Genomic DNA, 18,098 nt, shown 5'->3' with positions numbered 1-18,098 from the left:
TAAGGAGGGTTTTCGATGGTTTTAAAAAAAGTAGGAAGTAATCCGTTAATCACTCAATTTGCTGATAAATTTGTGAAAGACTACCCTGGACATTACTCCAGACATAATCCACAAAGCTATTCCATTGACTCCAATCAGTATAATCAGATCATTGCTTATGTATCTGGTGAGTCGGACAAGTTTCCTAGTATTCTCGTCCATCCAAAAGTATATGCCTACGGTTGCATGTCTCACCTAGAAAAGATGGGGAAAAACGGGACAGACGAAGCCTTCTTTAGAGCAGCAGCTATCCTCTTTAAAACGAGTGCAAATGAAAGCCATAAAAGTAATGTACTTCGTATTTGCATTGAGAATTTTATGAAAACGATCATGCTGTCACAAACCAACAAGGATGTAGAGGAACAAAAACAGATCGTCGTCCGCCAACTGTGTGATACGAAGAAATATATAGGAGATGCAGCGATTTCCTTTTATGTCGACACGCTCATGAAGAGTTATACATCAAGTATAAAAAACTCATATTCCGTCACAGAATCTGCTGTTCCTCTGTTGCTAACCCTCCATTATCTGTCTCTTATTGATAGCAGCTATCTTGAAGAGATGAAGGAGCAAATTCAACCCTTTATGTACTACCTGCTTACTGAGAATGTAGAGGGATTACAGCAAGAGATTTCGACAGCAATCAAAGCATTAGCTTCTAGTACCTTGGCGAAAAAAGATTGTGTATCTGCTATTTATTTGGATAAACAAATCCACAAGGAGAAGATAGAGGCTGTTCAAAAGCAGCTTCAACTGATTCCTGAGTCTCAACCAGAGAAAACACTCAGCCGTTCTGAGTTTAATCTATATGCAATGCTAGTTCCGGCGGCTCTGCTCTACCGAGTAAATGTACGAGGCAGCAAAGCCAATTTCTTAGAGCAACAAAATGAACTAGATCGAAAGCTATTAGGTGCAATGACCTTGCTCTATGAAATTGTCCCGCTTGATGTAATCAATTCCTTATCTTCCGGGCATCGAGAGCAGGAAGCGGACCTGTATGAAATGCTTGAAGGGATTATACCATTGACAGAACCCTATGAATTAATTATCTACGCAATTAGGGAAATGCGTGGTTATCGAGTGGAGTGGCAGACGGTAGAAAAAAGATTCCTTGTGAATACCGAGAGAGCAAAAAGAGCGATGGTACTTGTGTCGGATTGGTTAATGAAGGGATATATATTCAAGACACTTCAGGATCATGGGATTGATATGTCAAATCAGAATATCACATTACATGATATGGTGCTTGCTTCTCTCAAGGAAAATAACAGAACTCATAAGCTCTATCGCTACCTTACCGAAAAGATGTCCCTGCAAGAAATCTTGGATGAATTTACGCAACCAGCTTCATCTGCTACTAAATTTAATTCCTATGATATAAAGGATCAATTATTTTTATTCACGTTCCTACCCGTGGAGAATCCGATCATTGAACGATTTGTCGCTTTTCTCAGTCATTATGGGACCCAACAAGAGAACATGTCCCTTATTCATATGCTGTTCTCCTCATCAGCATTTGACCCTGAGAAATGGATAGCTGCGTATGTGGATCATCCACAGGTGAATATTGATCGTTTTTTACTTCATATCCTTAATTATAAAGGTTCAGTTGATTACTATAGCGAGCTGTCAGAGGATTCTTACCAAAGAATTGTTTTAGGGAATATCGAAAAAAGTCTACAATTGTATAGCCAATTAGGTGCCGAAGCAAGAACGTCCATTTTAGAAAATATTTTTGAGAAAAAGAATGAGCTAAGCCAAGATTACTACTATCAAGCCATTCAGCTAGGTCTGCAAGATACTTCTAAAAAAGCAAGCAGCATAGCGCAAGCAGAGTTTACGAATATAAAAAACAAAGACCTGTATATTCGTATCTATCAAACGGAAAAGAAAGCTAAGCTAAAAGAGCTGGCCTTAGACGCCCTGCGCGGAGTAGAGGACTATCAAAGCATTTATCAGGAGCTACTATCAAATGAGACGAGTGCTAAGTTCAAAACGTTACTGCAAAATGTAATCGATGCTGCTAACCAAAGTCCAGATAAGGCACATGCAACATTTGGAACCGTAGTAGACAAAAGAAAGCTAGCACGGTTGAAATGGCTGGTGATTGAACAATTGCCAGTACTGCTAGATAAAGAAGGCAGGGAGCTAGATGCAGAAGTAAAAGAATACATTTTGACACAATCTGTTGATTTTACGACAGCACCCAACCCTCATGTTTTAAAGGTGAAGGACTATGCTGCTCCCCATTCATTAGCTGATTTTGCAATGGAATTATACACGCTATGGCTGGCTAATCAGGCCCCTGCTAAGGAAAAATGGGTTTTGTTTGTATGCACCTCTTTAGGAGATCGAAGAATCATAGATGAGTTAAGCAAACAGATCAAGGTATGGGCGGAAGCAGGACGAGGGGCACTTGCATCAGATGCCGTTAAAGCCCTGTCCTTTATGCAAGAAATAGTGGCGTTTGTGACCATTGATCAGATGAAACGGACTGTGAAAAATAGACAGGTGAAGGCAGCGGCGGCAGAAGCCCTAACCATGGCAGCACACAACTTAAACATAACGCCTGAGGAATTAGAGGATCGATTAGTTACGACACTAGGCTTCGATCAACGTGGAAAGCGTATTTTTAGCTACGGACAGAGAACGTTTACCGTAAAAGTAAATAATGACCGTCAATTACATGTAACCAATGATGAAACGGGAAAGGTAGTTAAAAATTTACCTGCACCTGCACAAAAGGATGATGCTACGTTAGCTGAGCAAGCTAAATTGGAGTTCGCCCAATTGAAGAAGGATGTAAAAAACCTCGTTACGATTCAATCCTTACGACTTGAAGAATCGCTCTCTAAACAAAGGCTGTGGAGCACAACAGCTTGGAAAAATCTCTTTGTAGAAAACGTGATGATGCAAAAATTTGCGATTGGTCTTATCTGGGGTGTGTATGAGGATGGCAAACTAACAGATACCTTCCGTTACATGGAAGATGGTACTTTCAATACGGTAGATGAAGAAGAGTATGAATGCAAGGAAGATGCGCTTATTGGATTGGTGCATCCAATCGAGCTTACAAAAGACGATCTGCAAGCATGGCAAACACAGCTTGAGGATTATGAAATGAAGCAGCCATTTCCTCAGTTGGATCGAAAGCTTTACTTTCCAACCGAAGAACATCTAAAAACGAATAGAGTTACCGATCTGCCAGCAGAAGAATATTCACCAACTGCCTTTCCTAAAACAATAGAGAAGTATGGCTGGTATAAAGGAATGGCACAGGATGCAGGCTTCTACCATGAGTTCTATAAAGAATATGGGGATATGATTGTAGAGCTAAAATTCAGTGGTGCTAGTATTTCTTATTATGATGGCATGGATGATATTTCTTTAGAAAGCTTAGCTTTTTATACTAATAAATTTGATCGTTATTATTACTATGAAAAGTGCCAGCCCTTACCGATTTCTACTATTTCACCGCGTTTATTTAGTGAAACGATTTTCGATATCATGCGAGCTACAGGAAAATAATAGGCTACGTACTGAGGTGGGAGAAATCTCACCTCGGTGCTGAAGCTATTTTTCAATAAAGAGGTGCGTATGACAGATTTTTCAATTCAATTTGAGCAACTTATAGCGCGTTGTACAGAAGAATTTTTGATCAAGCATGCGAACAAAGGCTTATATAATCGTGCCGTGAAGGATATGGAAAAAGGGTTACAGGTGGCATTTACGTTTGAAGCTGATCAGGTGGTCTGTAAGCTAGAAGACGATATTGTATGTCATGTAAAAGCTGATATGAATAGCCATGTCTGTAGCTGTCCCTCAGAGAAAATCTGTAAACATATCATAATGGCTCTCTTATCCTATAAGCAAAATTATGAGACGAAGGTAGAAGCGAAGCCTGCCGATTTTTCGTGGCTTTTTACCAAGCCCTTGGGTGAAATATACGATCAGTTTACGGAAGCACAGGTGGAGGAGGTTCTGTTTCGGATTTCCTATGCAGAGGAGCTAGAGATAGGAGAGAGTTCGTTCCTTACCATAAAAATGAGCTGGCAGGACGTAGAGGTTTCTTTTATGGATGAGGCAGATATACGGAAGAGCATTTGTAGCTGTAAACAAAAAGAAAGCTGTATTCATAGATTAGAAGCGATTCTTAGGTATAGAGCAATACATCAGGTGATTGATGATTCGTGGTATCAAACAAATAAACAAATCAATTACTCGTTGGACGTGGTGCAGGATAGCAAGCAGATCATAACGGAAATCATTAGTCTGGGCTTGGCTAAATTACCTGAGACGATTTGTGCAAGATTAGAAGTTTTAGCCATTGCAGCGCATAATGGGCAGTTAGCACAATTGGAAAAGGATATGAGAAATATCCATGGACAAGTAACGCTGTTTTTTCAGCGGCATATCCGTTTTTCTCAAAAAGCATTTCTCGAAAAGCTAACAAGTACCTATTTACGTACGGTTGCCTTAGAAAAAGAACAAAGTCAGGAGCAACTACGACAGGTAATTGGGCGTTTTAAAAGTAGATATTACATAATTCCCAGATTGCGACTATATGCGCTGGGAGCGAATCCGTGGGCGACCCGATCCTCCTATAAAGGGATTACCTATTACTTTTACTGCACAGATGATAAAAAGATATATAGCTATACGGATTCGAGACCTGTTTATTATGAAGGAATCGAATTTCACTTTAAAGAACAGTATGGGCAGAGATCTCCTTGGGGAAGAGAGTGGAGGATGAATGATTTATCTCGATCTCAGCTTGAGCTACGAGCATGTAAAGTAAATCGGGAGCAACGCATCTCTTCAAGTGAGGAAACGCTGTTAGCATTAAAATCAAGAGAATCCATTGAGAATGTGGATTTGGGGGATTTCCTTATTCATAATTGGAACGAAAGGCACGCTAGAGATCAGCATATGGCTTTATTTCAGGGCAGACAGGAGCAATTGGCTATCATACAAGTAAGCAAGGTAAACGGCTCGACCTATGAACAAGGAACGCAAAATTTTATCTTTACTGTCAATGATCAGAAGGGCAATGAGCTTGTGATGACGATCCCCTATAACCAGGAATGGGAAAAGACGATTCCTTTTTTAGAGAAGGATAAGAAATTTTTAGAGCTTCGTGATTTTTATATATTTGCTCACGTTTATGAACAGCATATCTATCCAATCAGCTTTTTAAAAGGCGAGGCAGTGACCAATCTGAAGCTGGATTTTTAGGGGCGTGATACATGATGAATGCGCTGGAGCAGCTTGTTGATCGAATAAATCCGTGGAGTGAACGGCTTTTGTTAAAGGGTTTAGCGAAAATAAACGAGCAAGACATACAGGAAGTAAATCAATTTATCATGGCTGCAAGGCAATTGGACATGAACTTTTTGATACAGTTGCTAGAGAGAATAGAGGCGCAGGGGAGGGCATATGTGCGGAGTAGCAGAGCAGATATAGCGGATGTAACAGAAAGCTATTTTTATCTTTGTCAGTATATGGAGTTTATTAACAAAGATACCTCTCTATAATAGAATGATTTTTAGGCTTTGAAAAAACGCAGAGTCGGGTAAAATACATGAAAAGCTGTTCAGATATGTTTCGGGTGCACCTATGAATAGGGGCACTTTTTTTGTGCAAAACGAGCCAATCGTTTGGATGCTGTACATTTCCCTATGTTGTCTAGGATGTTATTCATTATTATGTTTTTGATAAAATTTATGCCCCAATTTCTGGATATTCTGCATACTTCCTTTGTTTTTTACATACTCTTGTTCAAAAGAGGTAAGACTTCCTTGAATATCAGTAATTTTTTATTGACTTCTGTATAACAAGTATTCTTCCTACATAACCATTTTAAAGAATGGGTATTCGCCTAACACAATTCATTTCCGTTTATCATTCAATATCTAGAGGGATTGATAGGAGGTGTAAATGTTATGTCTGGACACATATGTAGGTCAGATGAAAAAATTACTTATGTTACAAATGACTTTCTTCCACAAGTGATTCGTCCTGCTAACATAGTGCCTGTAGTCATCAATTTGAATAGCGCCTCAAATGCATTTGGCATTATATTTGAGCCAACAACCGACACCATTACGATTATCAAGACTGCAATTTATCTCACGCAATTTAGCATACAAATCTCTACTATTTCTTCTCCTCCCCCAGCAAATCCTACTTCTCTTCTTACATTCGAGTTACTTCAAAATGGGGACACGATTATTCCATCTCAAACAAGCTTTCATGCCAATCATCTCGATACAACTTATGTAACCTCCACTTTATTACCCCAACTCTTTCATAAAGGGGATAAAATTCAGATGGTACTGTCCTCACCAAATCCTATACCTGCTGACACATTGCTCCAGATTGATTTTGCTAGCATCACGATTTTCGATATTGATCTGTAATTTTTGCTGATCATGCTAAGATTGAAAGCGTTCACTTTTCTTCATACACCCTAAAGGGGATTCCTAGGTAGCTTGCCTTGGGAATCCCCTTGAATTTTATAGATTCCTTTTTGGATTTTCGCTATTGAGAAGTAAACATCCATGAATTCCTGTCTGAATAAAAAATATATTTTCTGGAAAACGAAAAATGGTATCATTTTTACTATCTAGCGGTAAGCCAAACAGCATGATTTGTTAAAATAGAAAATTCTAGCTTCATTTGGTAAAGTGGATGTTATGAAAAATAAAACCTGCCTTTTTCGCAATGATCAGTGTATATGCATGGAAAGCTGTAGGTAAATGATGGATATTGGTGGTGTACATAGGATGGACAACAGGATATGCCGTAGCACTGATAAATGTATGCTTGATGAGTTATCCTTCAGACTTCGATCCATTGAGGCTGTGAAGGGTGGGGCTCTTTGCCAATTGAAGCAACAACTTGCTTTTTCCTATGCCCTTATTGTCATGACCAGTGGAGAAGTGCAGCTCGTACTGGATCATCAGCAATGGGAACTGGATAAAAATTCAGTGTACGTATGTAGACCAGGACAAACCTTTGGAACACTCGCATTGAGTGAGGAGATGGAGCTCTATGTGTTATATTTCGATGTATTTAGGCACGAGCCCAATCATGTAAGCTGTATGACGATAAGCAAGGATGAACAGTTGTTTCCTTATAAGGGGAAAATCTCTGTTTACCCTTCTGATAAATTGGCATCCATGTGTGAGGATTTGAATCGTCGTTGGCAAAGCAAAGCTCGTACAGGCCGTTTTCGTTGTCAGATCGATTTTCAGGAAATCCTGTTCTATATCAATCAGAATTGTCGGACGAAGCCGGAAAACGCATATTCAGCACTCGAATATGTAAAGCAATACATGGAGGAACACTATACCGATTCATTAACGATCGATAAGCTGGCACAGGTGGCCGAAATCAGTCCGAAATATTTTGTTGATTTGTTCAAAAAAAAATACGGGATAAGCGCGATGGAGTATGTTGCTAAGCTACGAATACAGCAAGCGAAGCGACTGATGGCGCAATCAGATGCTAGGCTGCGCGATATCGCTCATCAGGTAGGCTACGCGGATGAATTCTATTTTAGCCGTAAGTTTAAGAAGGAGATAGGCGTTTCACCTAATGTTTATATGAAAAGTCGCCGTCGAAAGCTGGTGGCATACAGCCCGGCGCATGTAGGCTATTTATTACCGCTACATATTATGCCGTTTGCTGCTCCACTTCATCCCAAGTGGACGGAATATTATTATCGAGAATATCGCAATGAAATCCCTGTTCATATCAGCGCGTATCGTCAAAACCAGAACTGGCAGGAAAATATAGAGCTGCTTAAGCAGATATCAGCAGACGTCATCATTGCCAATGATAATCTTCCGAAAATAGAAAAGCAGGCCTTAGAAAAAATAGCTCCCGTGTTCTATCTCTCTGTGTCGCAAATGGAATGGCGTCAGCAGTTTCGCCTTCTAGCGGAGTTTTTGGGAGAGTCTTGGCAAGCAGAGAAGTGGCTTGAGGAATACGATCGGAAACTTCAAATGGTAAAAGAGCGATTGCAGCCTGGGCTGGAGAAGGAATCGGTTGTTGTAATCCGATTAGTACAGCAAAATATGTTTATACAAAATAATCGTGGGACCTCAGGCTTGCTGTTTGATGATTTGCAATTGAAACCAGTTAGTGTGAATAAAGCATTAGATGCTACTAAGCCCATTTCTATAAAGGAGCTGAAAGCATTGAATGCTGATCGCCTTTTCATGATGATTCGTCAGGAAAGCGAAACATTGGCTATCTGGGAAAAAATCCAAAATGAACCGCAGTGGCAAACCATGTCAGCCGTTCAGCAGAACAGAATTCATATGCTTACTTCTGATCCGTGGTTGGAATATTCCCCGCATGCCCATCTCCGAATGCTTGATCATCTTACGGAGCTATTAGCTGTAAATCGTCCATAATTGTTCTGGATATTGTCTATGGTACTGCGATGGCTAATTCGCTATGATCAATGTTGATAATGGTTATCAGTTGGGTAATTTGTGCAGGCAGCGGTGAGGAGAGGGTGAATTTGGCGATGAAACAAACAGAAAAACGTTCAGCCTTCGCCATTCCGGGGGCAGAGCAATGGACAGTAATAAGCAATCGTGGTGCATCATACCGAATTATGGTGTACAAACCAGAAGTACCAGCACCCGAGACTGGTTTTCCGGTTATATATATGCTGGATGCAAATTCAGCGTTTGGCTCGATGGCGGAGACTGTTCGCCTACAGACGCGTGGACCGCACATGCTGGAGCCAGCAGTAGTAGTTGGTATTGGATATGATACTGACCAACCCTTTGAAACGAATCGACGGTTTTATGATTACACCGTGTATGCTGATAAAACAGAGCTCCCTAATCGCAAGGACGGCTCTGAATGGCCGACAACTGGCGGAGCAGATGTATTTTTGACATTCATTGAAGAAGAGTTGAAGCCGTTGATTGAACAGGAGATTTCCATTGACCGTAATCGTCAGACGTTATTTGGTCATTCCTTGGGCGGACTGTTTACATTATATACGATGTTTACAAAGCGTCAGGCTTTTCAGGTTTATGCTGCCGGAAGTCCATCTATTTGGTGGAAAAATCAATTTCTGTTTCCATTAGCAGAACGTTTTGCTAAGGAAGCGAAGGAATCAACAGCAGAGCCTATGCAAACTAGTCTTTTGATAGGGATAGGCAGTGAGGAAAAGGCTGAGATGGTCGTGGATGCCAAAGAGATGTACGAACGTCTATCCTCCAGTAACATTCCTGGCTTGCAGGTTCAATATCGTTGCTTTGATGATGAGGGCCATCTATCCGTTCTTCTCCCATACATCGGACTCGTTATTCGATCTGCATTGGCTTGGAAATAATCGCATCGTGTGAAAAGGTACATATAACAAAAACGCATGCTTTGTTCTAACAGACAGGTGCATGCGTTTTTGTTATTGTGTTTATGAAGTTACGAATGCTGGTGCTAGTGGTTTTGTCATTTCTAAACTGGCATTGTACTCTGGAGCCAAGACAATATTGGTATAGGTACCGCTGCCAGATACTTATTTATACGTATGCTGTAAGCCGGCTGGTATAAATATAGAGGCTGGACTTCGGACCTGCTGGACCTCCCCCTCCATTTCCACTTCACATTGCAAGCCTGATCCATCCGGTTCGGTTCCCCAGAAAATAAAAGCTCCGATGCGCCTTTTATAAAAGGGTGGCCTACACGTAGAAAGTGAGATAGCTTTGGGTTTTTTCTTGAAGACATTGCTCCATCAATTCCAAGCGTTCTTGTGATGATACGAAGGACAGATGACGTTCATTTTGTAGTATGGAATCTAGCGAATTTACTCTATGACAATGTCGTACTCCATCTGTTTCGCTGTCTTTTCGGCGGTTTCTTTTCCTAGTAATCGTTTGACTAAGTAAAATGACATGTTAATGCCAGCGGAAATGCCCCCTGATGTTACGATTTTTCCTTCATCCACAAATTTTACGTCCCTCTTCACCTTTAGCTTCGGATAATCTTTTTCAAGTCGATCATATGAATTCCAATGGGTGGTCACTGTTTTGCCATTTAGCAATTCTGCTTCTGCTAGAATTAATGCTCCTGTGCATACGGAAGCCATAATATCAACGGTTTTCATTCGCTCTTGCACCCATTTGATAATGTGTTTGTTATACATTTCCGTACGGCTGCCAGGTCCTCCTGGAACGATGAGAATGTCAAAGGAGGGAGCATTGTCAAAGCTGTAATCAGGCTGAACCTTCAATCCATTTCGTGCTGTAATCATTTTTCCATCCTCTGAAACGGTTTTAACATGAAAAGGCTTACCTGACGTATCCTGTTCGGCAACAGCAAAAACTTCGAAAGGACCTGCAAAATCCAATACTTCCACATCGTTGTACAGCAAAATTCCTACCGTCCACTCGTTTTTTTCTGATTTTCCTTCTGAAGACTTGGGAGAATCGGGTACGGATGATTGTCCCCATGCACTTGTACCAAAAGTGGCAAGGAACATTGCTACCATGAGGATATAACTACACAATTTTTTCAATTTACTCAGCTCCTTTTTATTGGGAATTATTTCTTTCGCAAAAATAATATCCCAAATCTACAAACGTAAGCATGACTAATAAGGGCTAGAAAATTATGAAAATTGCAATTTGAATATTTATAAAAAACACATGCTTTGTCTGTATAGACAGTTGGTGCGTTTCGAACCCCAACAACTGTCGGGGTTCTTTTTATAAGGGAAAAAATGTTTGAGAAAAATCAAGCCTTAGATGAAAGGCTTAAAGTTGAACATGCTTTGTAGCGATATTTTTGCAAAATTCCCTGTCATGCTCCACAAACAGGATGGTTGGAGCGTATTCAAGCAATAGCTCTTCAATTTGCATGCGGGAAATCACATCGATAAAATTAAGCGGCTCATCCCAAATATACAAATGCACTTTCTCACAAAGACTTTTTGCAATCAGCACTTTCTTTTTTTGACCGCCGCTAAAAGCTGAAATATCCTTTTCAAATTGAACTCTGGAAAAACCAAGTTTTCTTAAAATAGATTTAAACAGGCTTTCATCAATCCCATTGTTTCTAGCGTAGTCCGTTAAATTTCCCTGTAAATGGGAGGTGTCTTGTGAAACATAGGATATTTTGAGCTGACTGCCCTTGTCAAAAGTCCCCGTAAAGTTGAGATGCTCACCGCAAATAAGCTTGATAATACTTGATTTTCCAGAGCCGTTTTTACCACAAAGCGCTATTCGCTCCCCTTGCTCAATTGTAAAGCTTATATCCGTGCAGACCATTTTCTCCCCATAATAAATGGAAACATTTTTAAGTTCAGCAAGCTGGTTTTTATGAAAAGCAAGCTGTGAAATTTTTAAGCTTTCAGCGTTTTCGATGTTTTTAAGGAGCTTAGACCTTTCCTCAATAGCAGATTGCTGTCTCTGCTCAATTGTTTTCGAGCGTTTCATCATTTTAGCGGCCTTGTGACCAATATACCCTTTATCTACCTTGGAACCGGAATTTCTTGTGCCATTTTTCGTTTTTTCCACTTCGTGCGACCAGTTGCTCGTTCGTTTAGCAGAATCCGACAAGCGTTTAATATCTTTTTTTAGCCGTTCGTTCTCTGCAAGCTCGAAGTTATCTTGTCTCTGCTTATTTTCCCACCAATCGGAGAAATTGCCTTTTTGTATTTCGATGTTGGTTCTATTGATTGAAAGGATATGATCTACACAGTTATCAAGGAATGACCTGTCGTGAGAGACAAGAATAAATCCGCTTTTAGTTTTGAGATAATCACTGACAAGTTTTCTTGCATGCATGTCGAGATGATTGGTTGGTTCATCAATTAACAAAAAATGATTTTCCTTGAGAAATAATGTAGCTAACAGCACTTTCGTTTGCTCCCCGTTGGACAATGAATCAAAGGGGCGATATAAAACATCCTCAGAAACCTGTAGCAATGAAAGCTCACGCATCAATTTCCAGTGAACATAGTCTGGATCAATGTCGCTGATTACATCAAGGGTATTATTTGCCTTATTTTCGACAGGGAAAGGAAAATATTCAAAGCTGACCGTAGCAGAAATATTTCCGCTGTATTCATATTTACCAAGCAATAGGTTAAGAAATGTTGTCTTCCCTTTGCCGTTTCTTCCGGTAAATCCCAATTTCCAATCCGTATCGATTTGGAAGCTTACGTTTTCAAATATGTTATCGAAACTGCCATCATAGGCAAACGTCAAGTTTGTAACATTGATTAATGACATAAGATATCCTCCTGTATAAAAAAATAAAAGCTACAAGAAAGTTACTTTCTTGTAGCTCAAATAAATACAGCAAATCCAACCCGCGATGGAGTCAGATAAGGATATATTGCTTGAGTGAAAGATGTAGTAACCTTCTTGCATATAAAGAATAAAACATACGAAAAATATCGCTTTTGTAGTTTTATTAATTTATATATTCGCAAGAAAAATTACTCCATGTTTTCAACTCCAATCATTAATTTTACACGTATCTTATCATACTCGTTTTTTGATTTCAACATATTAAATTCCGGACAAGCGAGGTTACCAATACTCGACATGTAGTCCTGTAGTCCGACTTCCGCTATGTAGTACCGCAAGGCGTGTTGGGAGAGGGATACGTTTTAGCTATTTATTTTCAGAGAACAAAAAACGCATTGATTTACCGATAGAACGGTGCTATCATTCTATTAAACAATGTTTAAAACGATGTTTAAAATCCTTGTTAAAAACCGTGATGAGGAGGTAGAAAATGACATATTCTGAAACAAATCAGGGCACCAAAGAAAAAATTCTTAAAACAACATTGGAATTGATTAAAAAAGAGGGCTTTGAGAGTGTGACCATCAGGAAAATTGCAACGAAATCAGAAACCAATATCGCGCTTATTAATTACTATTTTGGATCAAAAGAAAGACTGATAAGCGAGACTATTAAAGTTCTGCTAAACAGCTTTCAAGATACCTTTACTATTTTAGATGACCTCAGCTTATCACCAAAGGACCGTTTACAATCCTTCCTCATCCATTACGTTCGAGTCATCTTGCAATACCCAGAGCTTGTATCAAGGATTATTGCGATGGGGACTGCACCGTTTGCTTCACAGCAGGAATATGGAGAATTTCTACAAACAATGGGCTTTCAAAAGGTTCTGGCGACATTACAAGAGATCACGCAGGAAAGCGACCCAAATCAATTAATGATGATGACGACGCAGCTATTTGGTGCAATCTTTTTGCCGGCGTTAATGAAGCCAATACTGGTATCAGGAGCAGGGGTAACCTTTGCGCCAATCGAAGAGCAAGTGAAATTCCTATTTGATCACTATTTTTCTTGCAAATAAGAGAATAGAGGAGAAGTAGATATGAACTTCTTACGGAAATATTGGCAGGATTTAGGTATAGCTGTTGCTCTGATCGTCGGGCTTTCTTTGTATGTGGAATGGCAGAATATCACGGAAATACGCGCTATTTTATGGCTTAGCTTTGTGGCAATTCTTCTCCACCAATTTGAAGAATATCGCTGGCCAGGATATTTCGGAGGATTGTTCAATGTGCTGATTTTTAAGAGTGAATATCCGCAACGCTATCCATTAAACCCTCAATCGGCTATGATCATCAATCTAGTTATCGCTTATGTTTTTTATCTGCTCCCAGTGCTATTTCCAGATGTGATTTGGCTTGGTCTTGCTCCTATTCTGATGGGCTTCTTTCAATTTATCTGGCACGGCATTTTTGCCAATATAAAAGGAAAAACACTGTATAATCCGGGCTTGTTTGCTGTTATCTTGCTTCACATTCCGATTGGATGCTGGTATATCGATCATATTGTTAGTCATAGCTTAGTGACTACAGTTGATTGGGTAGCTGGTACGATTTATTTTATCGTCGCTGTGTATGTTCTGATTATTAAAGGTAATATGTGGTTGAAGGATAAAGGGGCGCGGTATAGCTTTTCTAAGCAGCAGATGAGGCCTTATGGTAAGGGGATATAGTTAGGGGAGAATAGGGACTGGGTGGCTCTATAGAAGATATATGGTACATAAGGAAAGAACGATGTTAAGCACTGGCATTTAGGTCGGTGCTTTTTGTTTTTATGGAATATCTTATCTATTACGTTCAATTATTGTAAACTTATTAGGAGGGAAAGAAATCCCAAAAAGAGAGGTTTATAAAAAATGGCGGAGAAACATGGTTTTTATGAAGAAAAACTATATGTACAGAAGACGGCCTATCCTAATAATCATAGAATTTACCCAATTGCACCAAACGAGTATGTAAACGCACTTACTAACCATCTATCAAAAAAAGTGGGGGATACCCTTACCAAATTAGCAGAAAAAGAGCAGTATGAAGAGATGCTTCAGTTAGTTATGAATTTAGAAAAAAAGTTACAAACAGGAAATCTCAGTGACAGTGCATGTAAAGAAAAAGATTTACAGATTGATACCATACATAACATATTTCCATATGATCTAGCTAGACCATTATCTAGTATTCATTATCGTTACGGTGATGATGAGAAACATATTCCGCTCATTTATCCAGAGCTATTCTTTAGTGTTCCTCATCTTGTAACTAACCAAAATAATAGAGGTCAGAATTTCTTTAATATACTACGAACAGAACTCATAACTGCTGACAGCGTGTCCTTTATGGTAAGTTTTATTCGTTGGTCAGGACTACAGCTTTTGCTTAGCTCTTTTGACGAATTGAGGAGAAAAGGTAAGCAAATTAACATTTTGACTTCTACGTATATGAATATTACTGAACCAAAGGCGCTGCGTAGATTATTAGAGATTGAAAATGTACAGGTAAAGATCTTTGATTCAGGCCATACATCTTTTCATACAAAAGCGTATTTATTTACCCGTAATTCACAGTTAAATAGTGTCATTATTGGATCATCTAATTTATCTCATTCAGCCATCCAAAAAGGGTTTGAATGGAATGTGAAACTCCCTGACGCCCCACATATCCCGATCTATAAAAATGCATCACAATTATTCTTAGAACTGTGGAATGACCAAAGAGCGGTTGATATCACTCCAGAGATGATAGATGAATATGAACGTAAGCAAAATCAAAGGAAGATAGAAAGAATAGATTCGTTTAAACCCTTAGAAATTAGGGTTGCTGAAACTCAATCTGGTTATTTTGAAAAAAATAATGAAACGGCTCTTATTCCTAACTCCATGCAAAAGTCAGCTCTTGATGCATTAAAAGAAACGCGAGAGAGAGGGAATAAAAAAGGTATAGTCATAGCGGCTACAGGTACGGGTAAAACCTATTTGTCTGCCTTTGATGCTGTCCAGATGGGGGCTAAGACAGTATTATTTCTTGCACATCGGGACGAATTACTTGAAAATGCCAAGAAAACATTCGTGGCTGTCTTGGGTTCAGAGGAGCAAATTGGCAAGGTGACAGGTCACGAAAAAGAGTGGGACAAACCATATTTGTTTTCTACTGTTCAGACTCTACACCGAGAGGATTCGCTTAAAAGGTTTGATCCAGCTTATTTCGACTATATTGTCGTAGATGAGTTTCATCATGCCGAGGCGGAGACATACCGCAAAATTATTGACTATTTCACACCAGCGTTCTTACTAGGTGTTACGGCTACTCCTGAACGTATGGATGGGAGAGATGTACTAGCATTATGTGACAATAATGTGGTGTATGAAATTAGATTACACCAAGCATTGGAGGCTGGATTATTAGCTCCGTTTCATTATTTTGGATTGGGAGATACGGTGGACTATGATAAAGTTATTCTTCAAAATGGTCAATTTGATGAAGGTGCTTTATTAAAAGCCTTAAAAACCAATGAACGTGTTGATTACATTCTTGAGATGATTGAGAAGTTTGGCTATGATGGACGGAAGAGAAGAGCTCTTGGATTCTGTGCAACTGTCGAACATGCTAGATATATGGCTGATCAATTTACGATGCGAGGATATTGTGCGAGATGTTTAACGGGGGAGGATGATCCCGTTGTGCGCAGAGAAATGATCGAAAGCCTAGAGAGCTCTACCGATCCATTAGAATTTATTTTTACTGTGAATATATTTAACGAAGGCATTGATATACCCTCTTTAAATTTGGTGTTATTTTTAAGGCCAACAGAGTCTGCTACGGTTTTTATTCAGCAATTAGGTCGTGGTTTACGTAAATCAAAGGAAAAAGAGTTTGTAACCATTTTAGATTTCATTGGTAATAATCAACGTTCTTTTATTGTTCCATTAGCTTTGTCTGGACAAAAAAATCACAAAGCGTTTGATCGAGATGCCTTACGAGTGATTGTAGAAACAGATTTTGCTCAGTTACCAGATGGGTGCTTTGTTGAATTGGAAGAGATATCAAGGCAAAAAATATTAGACAAAATTAATCTTATTCGGATGAACGACCATCAGATGCTAACTGGATTATATAAAGAGTTTCAACAAGAGCTGGGGTATTCTCCAGAAATTGAGGACTTCTTATACTCGGCTGTTGCTCCAAGCTTACATTATTTTATCCAGAAATATGGTTCTTGGGTGGAGACGAAGAAAAAGATGAAGGATACGAATTCTTTTGATCAGGATCTTTTAGCTCACCCTATGGTGCTAGAAATGGTACAGCGACTAGAACAGGCTCTTCCAATCAAATGGCCATATGAGTTTGCTGTGCTATCATTAATAACCACCCTACATAAAGTAACTTCAGCAGATGTGATTACGTTTCTTACAGACAAATTTGGGATCAATATGAAGGAAGGGTACCATGAAGCTCATATTGTGCGAGCTATGGAACGCCTAGCAAGCTCTTATAAAAAACAAAAATGGGCTTTTGGTAACTTTATAAACAATGAATTTATTTATTCATTAGATGTAAAAAATATTTGGGAGGATAAAAAATGGAAAGCCTATCTGAAAGCAAGAATAGAATACGGGATAACAGAATTTAGAAGAACCTATAATACTAGTGCTTTTCTGAATGGAGAACAAAAGGTTCAATTGTATCAAAATTACACAAGAAACGATCTGATGTATCTATTTCAGGCTAAAGCCAAAGAGGGTTCATGGCGTGAAGGGATTTATCGTGTAGACAACCACTATATATTTTTCGTCACACTAAAAAAGGATGTCAAGAATACAGCAGAACATCTGCTATACCATGATTATTTCATGGACAAAAATCATTTTCACTGGCAAAGTGCTAATCAAAACTCTCATCATACTAATAGAGGGCAGGATTATGTTAATCATCGTGAAAGAGATATTCACATTCATTTGTTTGTGCGCAAATTTAAGGAAATGCATGGGAAAACCCTTCCATTTACATATTTAGGAGAATTAGATTATGTAAGCAGTGTGGGCGACAATCCTATGAATATCACATGGAAATTACACAACGCTCTACCAGATGATTTGTATCTTGATCTGGTTCGTTAAACGAAGGAGGACGTTATGAAGCAGGTAGATGTAGTAGGAGCTGTAATTATAAATGATAATCAAAAAATCTTGAGTGCTCTACGCTCCCAACAGATGTCATTACCGGGGATGTGGGAATTTCCGGGAGGGAAGATTGAAAAAGGTGAGAAGCCTCAAGAGTCCCTTATCCGGGAGATCGAAGAAGAATTGGGATGTCAGATCGAAGTGGGAGAATTGATAAGTGATTCAGTGTACGAGTATCCTACTGTAAAGGTAAGACTAATTACATACTTTGCTAAGGTAGTGAGTGGTGAACCAATGGCTAGTGAGCATGAAGAGTTAAGATGGATAACGGCTAACGAACTACACTCACTAGAATGGGCACCAGCCGATTTGCCAACAATAGAGAAACTCTCAAAAGAACATATATTACAGTTTCGCTAAAAACATGACCCGAGTAACGGATAGACCATATGTCCGTGGCTCGGGTTTTTACTTGTATCCATATCCCTATCCTTCATTTATCAAATTCTCTACTCCCCCGCCCCACTGTAAAAAATATTTTCGTGGAACATCTTTTCCTAATTTTGTTATAATTCTACTGGGAATAAATGTTTGTTTGTGAATAA

The 18,098-nt window shown here is 39.2% G+C and carries 12 protein-coding genes and 1 pseudogene; 10 read left to right on the top strand and 3 right to left on the bottom strand.

Translation table 11 applies throughout. The features are described from left to right. Positions 1-15 precede the first annotated feature (15 nt). From BRLA_RS17850 to BRLA_RS17825, 6 genes are all read left to right on the top strand, one after another. Entirely contained in the window at positions 16-3,567 is a 3,552-nt protein-coding gene (locus BRLA_RS17850) for a DUF4132 domain-containing protein (protein ID WP_003336469.1), read from the top strand. 69 nt (positions 3,568-3,636) lie between these two features. Then, positions 3,637-5,274, top strand: coding sequence for an SWIM zinc finger family protein (locus BRLA_RS17845; RefSeq protein ID WP_041752672.1), 1,638 nt, complete (start codon positions 3,637-3,639; stop codon positions 5,272-5,274). Between the two features lie 11 nt (positions 5,275-5,285). Continuing rightward, a complete protein-coding gene (locus BRLA_RS17840) occupies positions 5,286-5,573 on the top strand; it encodes a hypothetical protein (protein WP_003336471.1) in 288 nt (95 codons plus the stop codon). 408 nt (positions 5,574-5,981) lie between these two features. Further along, positions 5,982-6,458: a hypothetical protein gene (locus tag BRLA_RS17835; protein WP_003336472.1), complete on the top strand. Its 477-nt coding sequence runs from the start codon at positions 5,982-5,984 to the stop codon at positions 6,456-6,458. A gap of 366 nt (positions 6,459-6,824) precedes the next feature. Next, positions 6,825-8,462, top strand: coding sequence for an AraC family transcriptional regulator (locus BRLA_RS17830; protein ID WP_041752335.1), 1,638 nt, complete (start codon positions 6,825-6,827; stop codon positions 8,460-8,462). A gap of 116 nt (positions 8,463-8,578) precedes the next feature. Further along, positions 8,579-9,400, top strand: a complete 822-nt coding sequence (locus BRLA_RS17825) for an alpha/beta hydrolase (RefSeq protein WP_003336477.1) — start codon at positions 8,579-8,581, stop codon at positions 9,398-9,400. 81 nt (positions 9,401-9,481) lie between these two features. Here BRLA_RS17825 and BRLA_RS24840 read toward each other — a convergent pair. The 3 genes and pseudogenes from BRLA_RS24840 to BRLA_RS17815 form a co-directional block, all read right to left on the bottom strand. Next, positions 9,482-9,718, bottom strand: a pseudogene (locus BRLA_RS24840) (hypothetical protein); the annotation flags it as partial. A 153-nt stretch (positions 9,719-9,871) separates the two neighbouring features. Next, positions 9,872-10,582, bottom strand: a complete 711-nt coding sequence (locus BRLA_RS17820; RefSeq protein WP_003336479.1) for a DJ-1/PfpI family protein — start codon at positions 10,580-10,582, stop codon at positions 9,872-9,874. 238 nt (positions 10,583-10,820) lie between these two features. Then, positions 10,821-12,299 carry an Lsa family ABC-F type ribosomal protection protein gene (locus tag BRLA_RS17815; RefSeq protein ID WP_003336480.1) on the bottom strand — a complete coding sequence of 493 codons (1,479 nt, stop codon included), beginning with the start codon at positions 12,297-12,299 and terminating at the stop codon, positions 10,821-10,823. A 511-nt stretch (positions 12,300-12,810) separates the two neighbouring features. Between BRLA_RS17815 and BRLA_RS17810 the strand changes: the two genes are divergently transcribed. The 4 genes from BRLA_RS17810 (at position 12,811) to mutT (ending at position 17,913) form a co-directional block, all read left to right on the top strand. Next, positions 12,811-13,401 carry a TetR/AcrR family transcriptional regulator gene (locus BRLA_RS17810; protein ID WP_003336481.1) on the top strand — a complete coding sequence of 197 codons (591 nt, stop codon included), beginning with the start codon at positions 12,811-12,813 and terminating at the stop codon, positions 13,399-13,401. Between the two features lie 21 nt (positions 13,402-13,422). After that, entirely contained in the window at positions 13,423-14,052 is a 630-nt protein-coding gene (locus BRLA_RS17805) for an HXXEE domain-containing protein (RefSeq protein WP_003336482.1), read from the top strand. Positions 14,053-14,235: 183 nt separating this feature from the next. Continuing rightward, positions 14,236-17,490, top strand: a complete 3,255-nt coding sequence (locus tag BRLA_RS17800; RefSeq protein WP_003336483.1) for a DUF3427 domain-containing protein — start codon at positions 14,236-14,238, stop codon at positions 17,488-17,490. Positions 17,491-17,505: 15 nt separating this feature from the next. Next, complete coding sequence (gene mutT, locus BRLA_RS17795; RefSeq protein ID WP_003336485.1) at positions 17,506-17,913, top strand: 8-oxo-dGTP diphosphatase MutT; 408 nt, start codon at positions 17,506-17,508, stop codon at positions 17,911-17,913. Positions 17,914-18,098 lie beyond the last annotated feature (185 nt).

It is taken from the genome of Brevibacillus laterosporus LMG 15441, assembly GCF_000219535.2.
Lineage (GTDB): Bacteria > Bacillota > Bacilli > Brevibacillales > Brevibacillaceae > Brevibacillus_B > Brevibacillus_B halotolerans.
The sequence above is the reverse complement of the archived record's forward strand: the minus strand, read 5'-3'. Positions and strand labels throughout refer to the sequence as shown.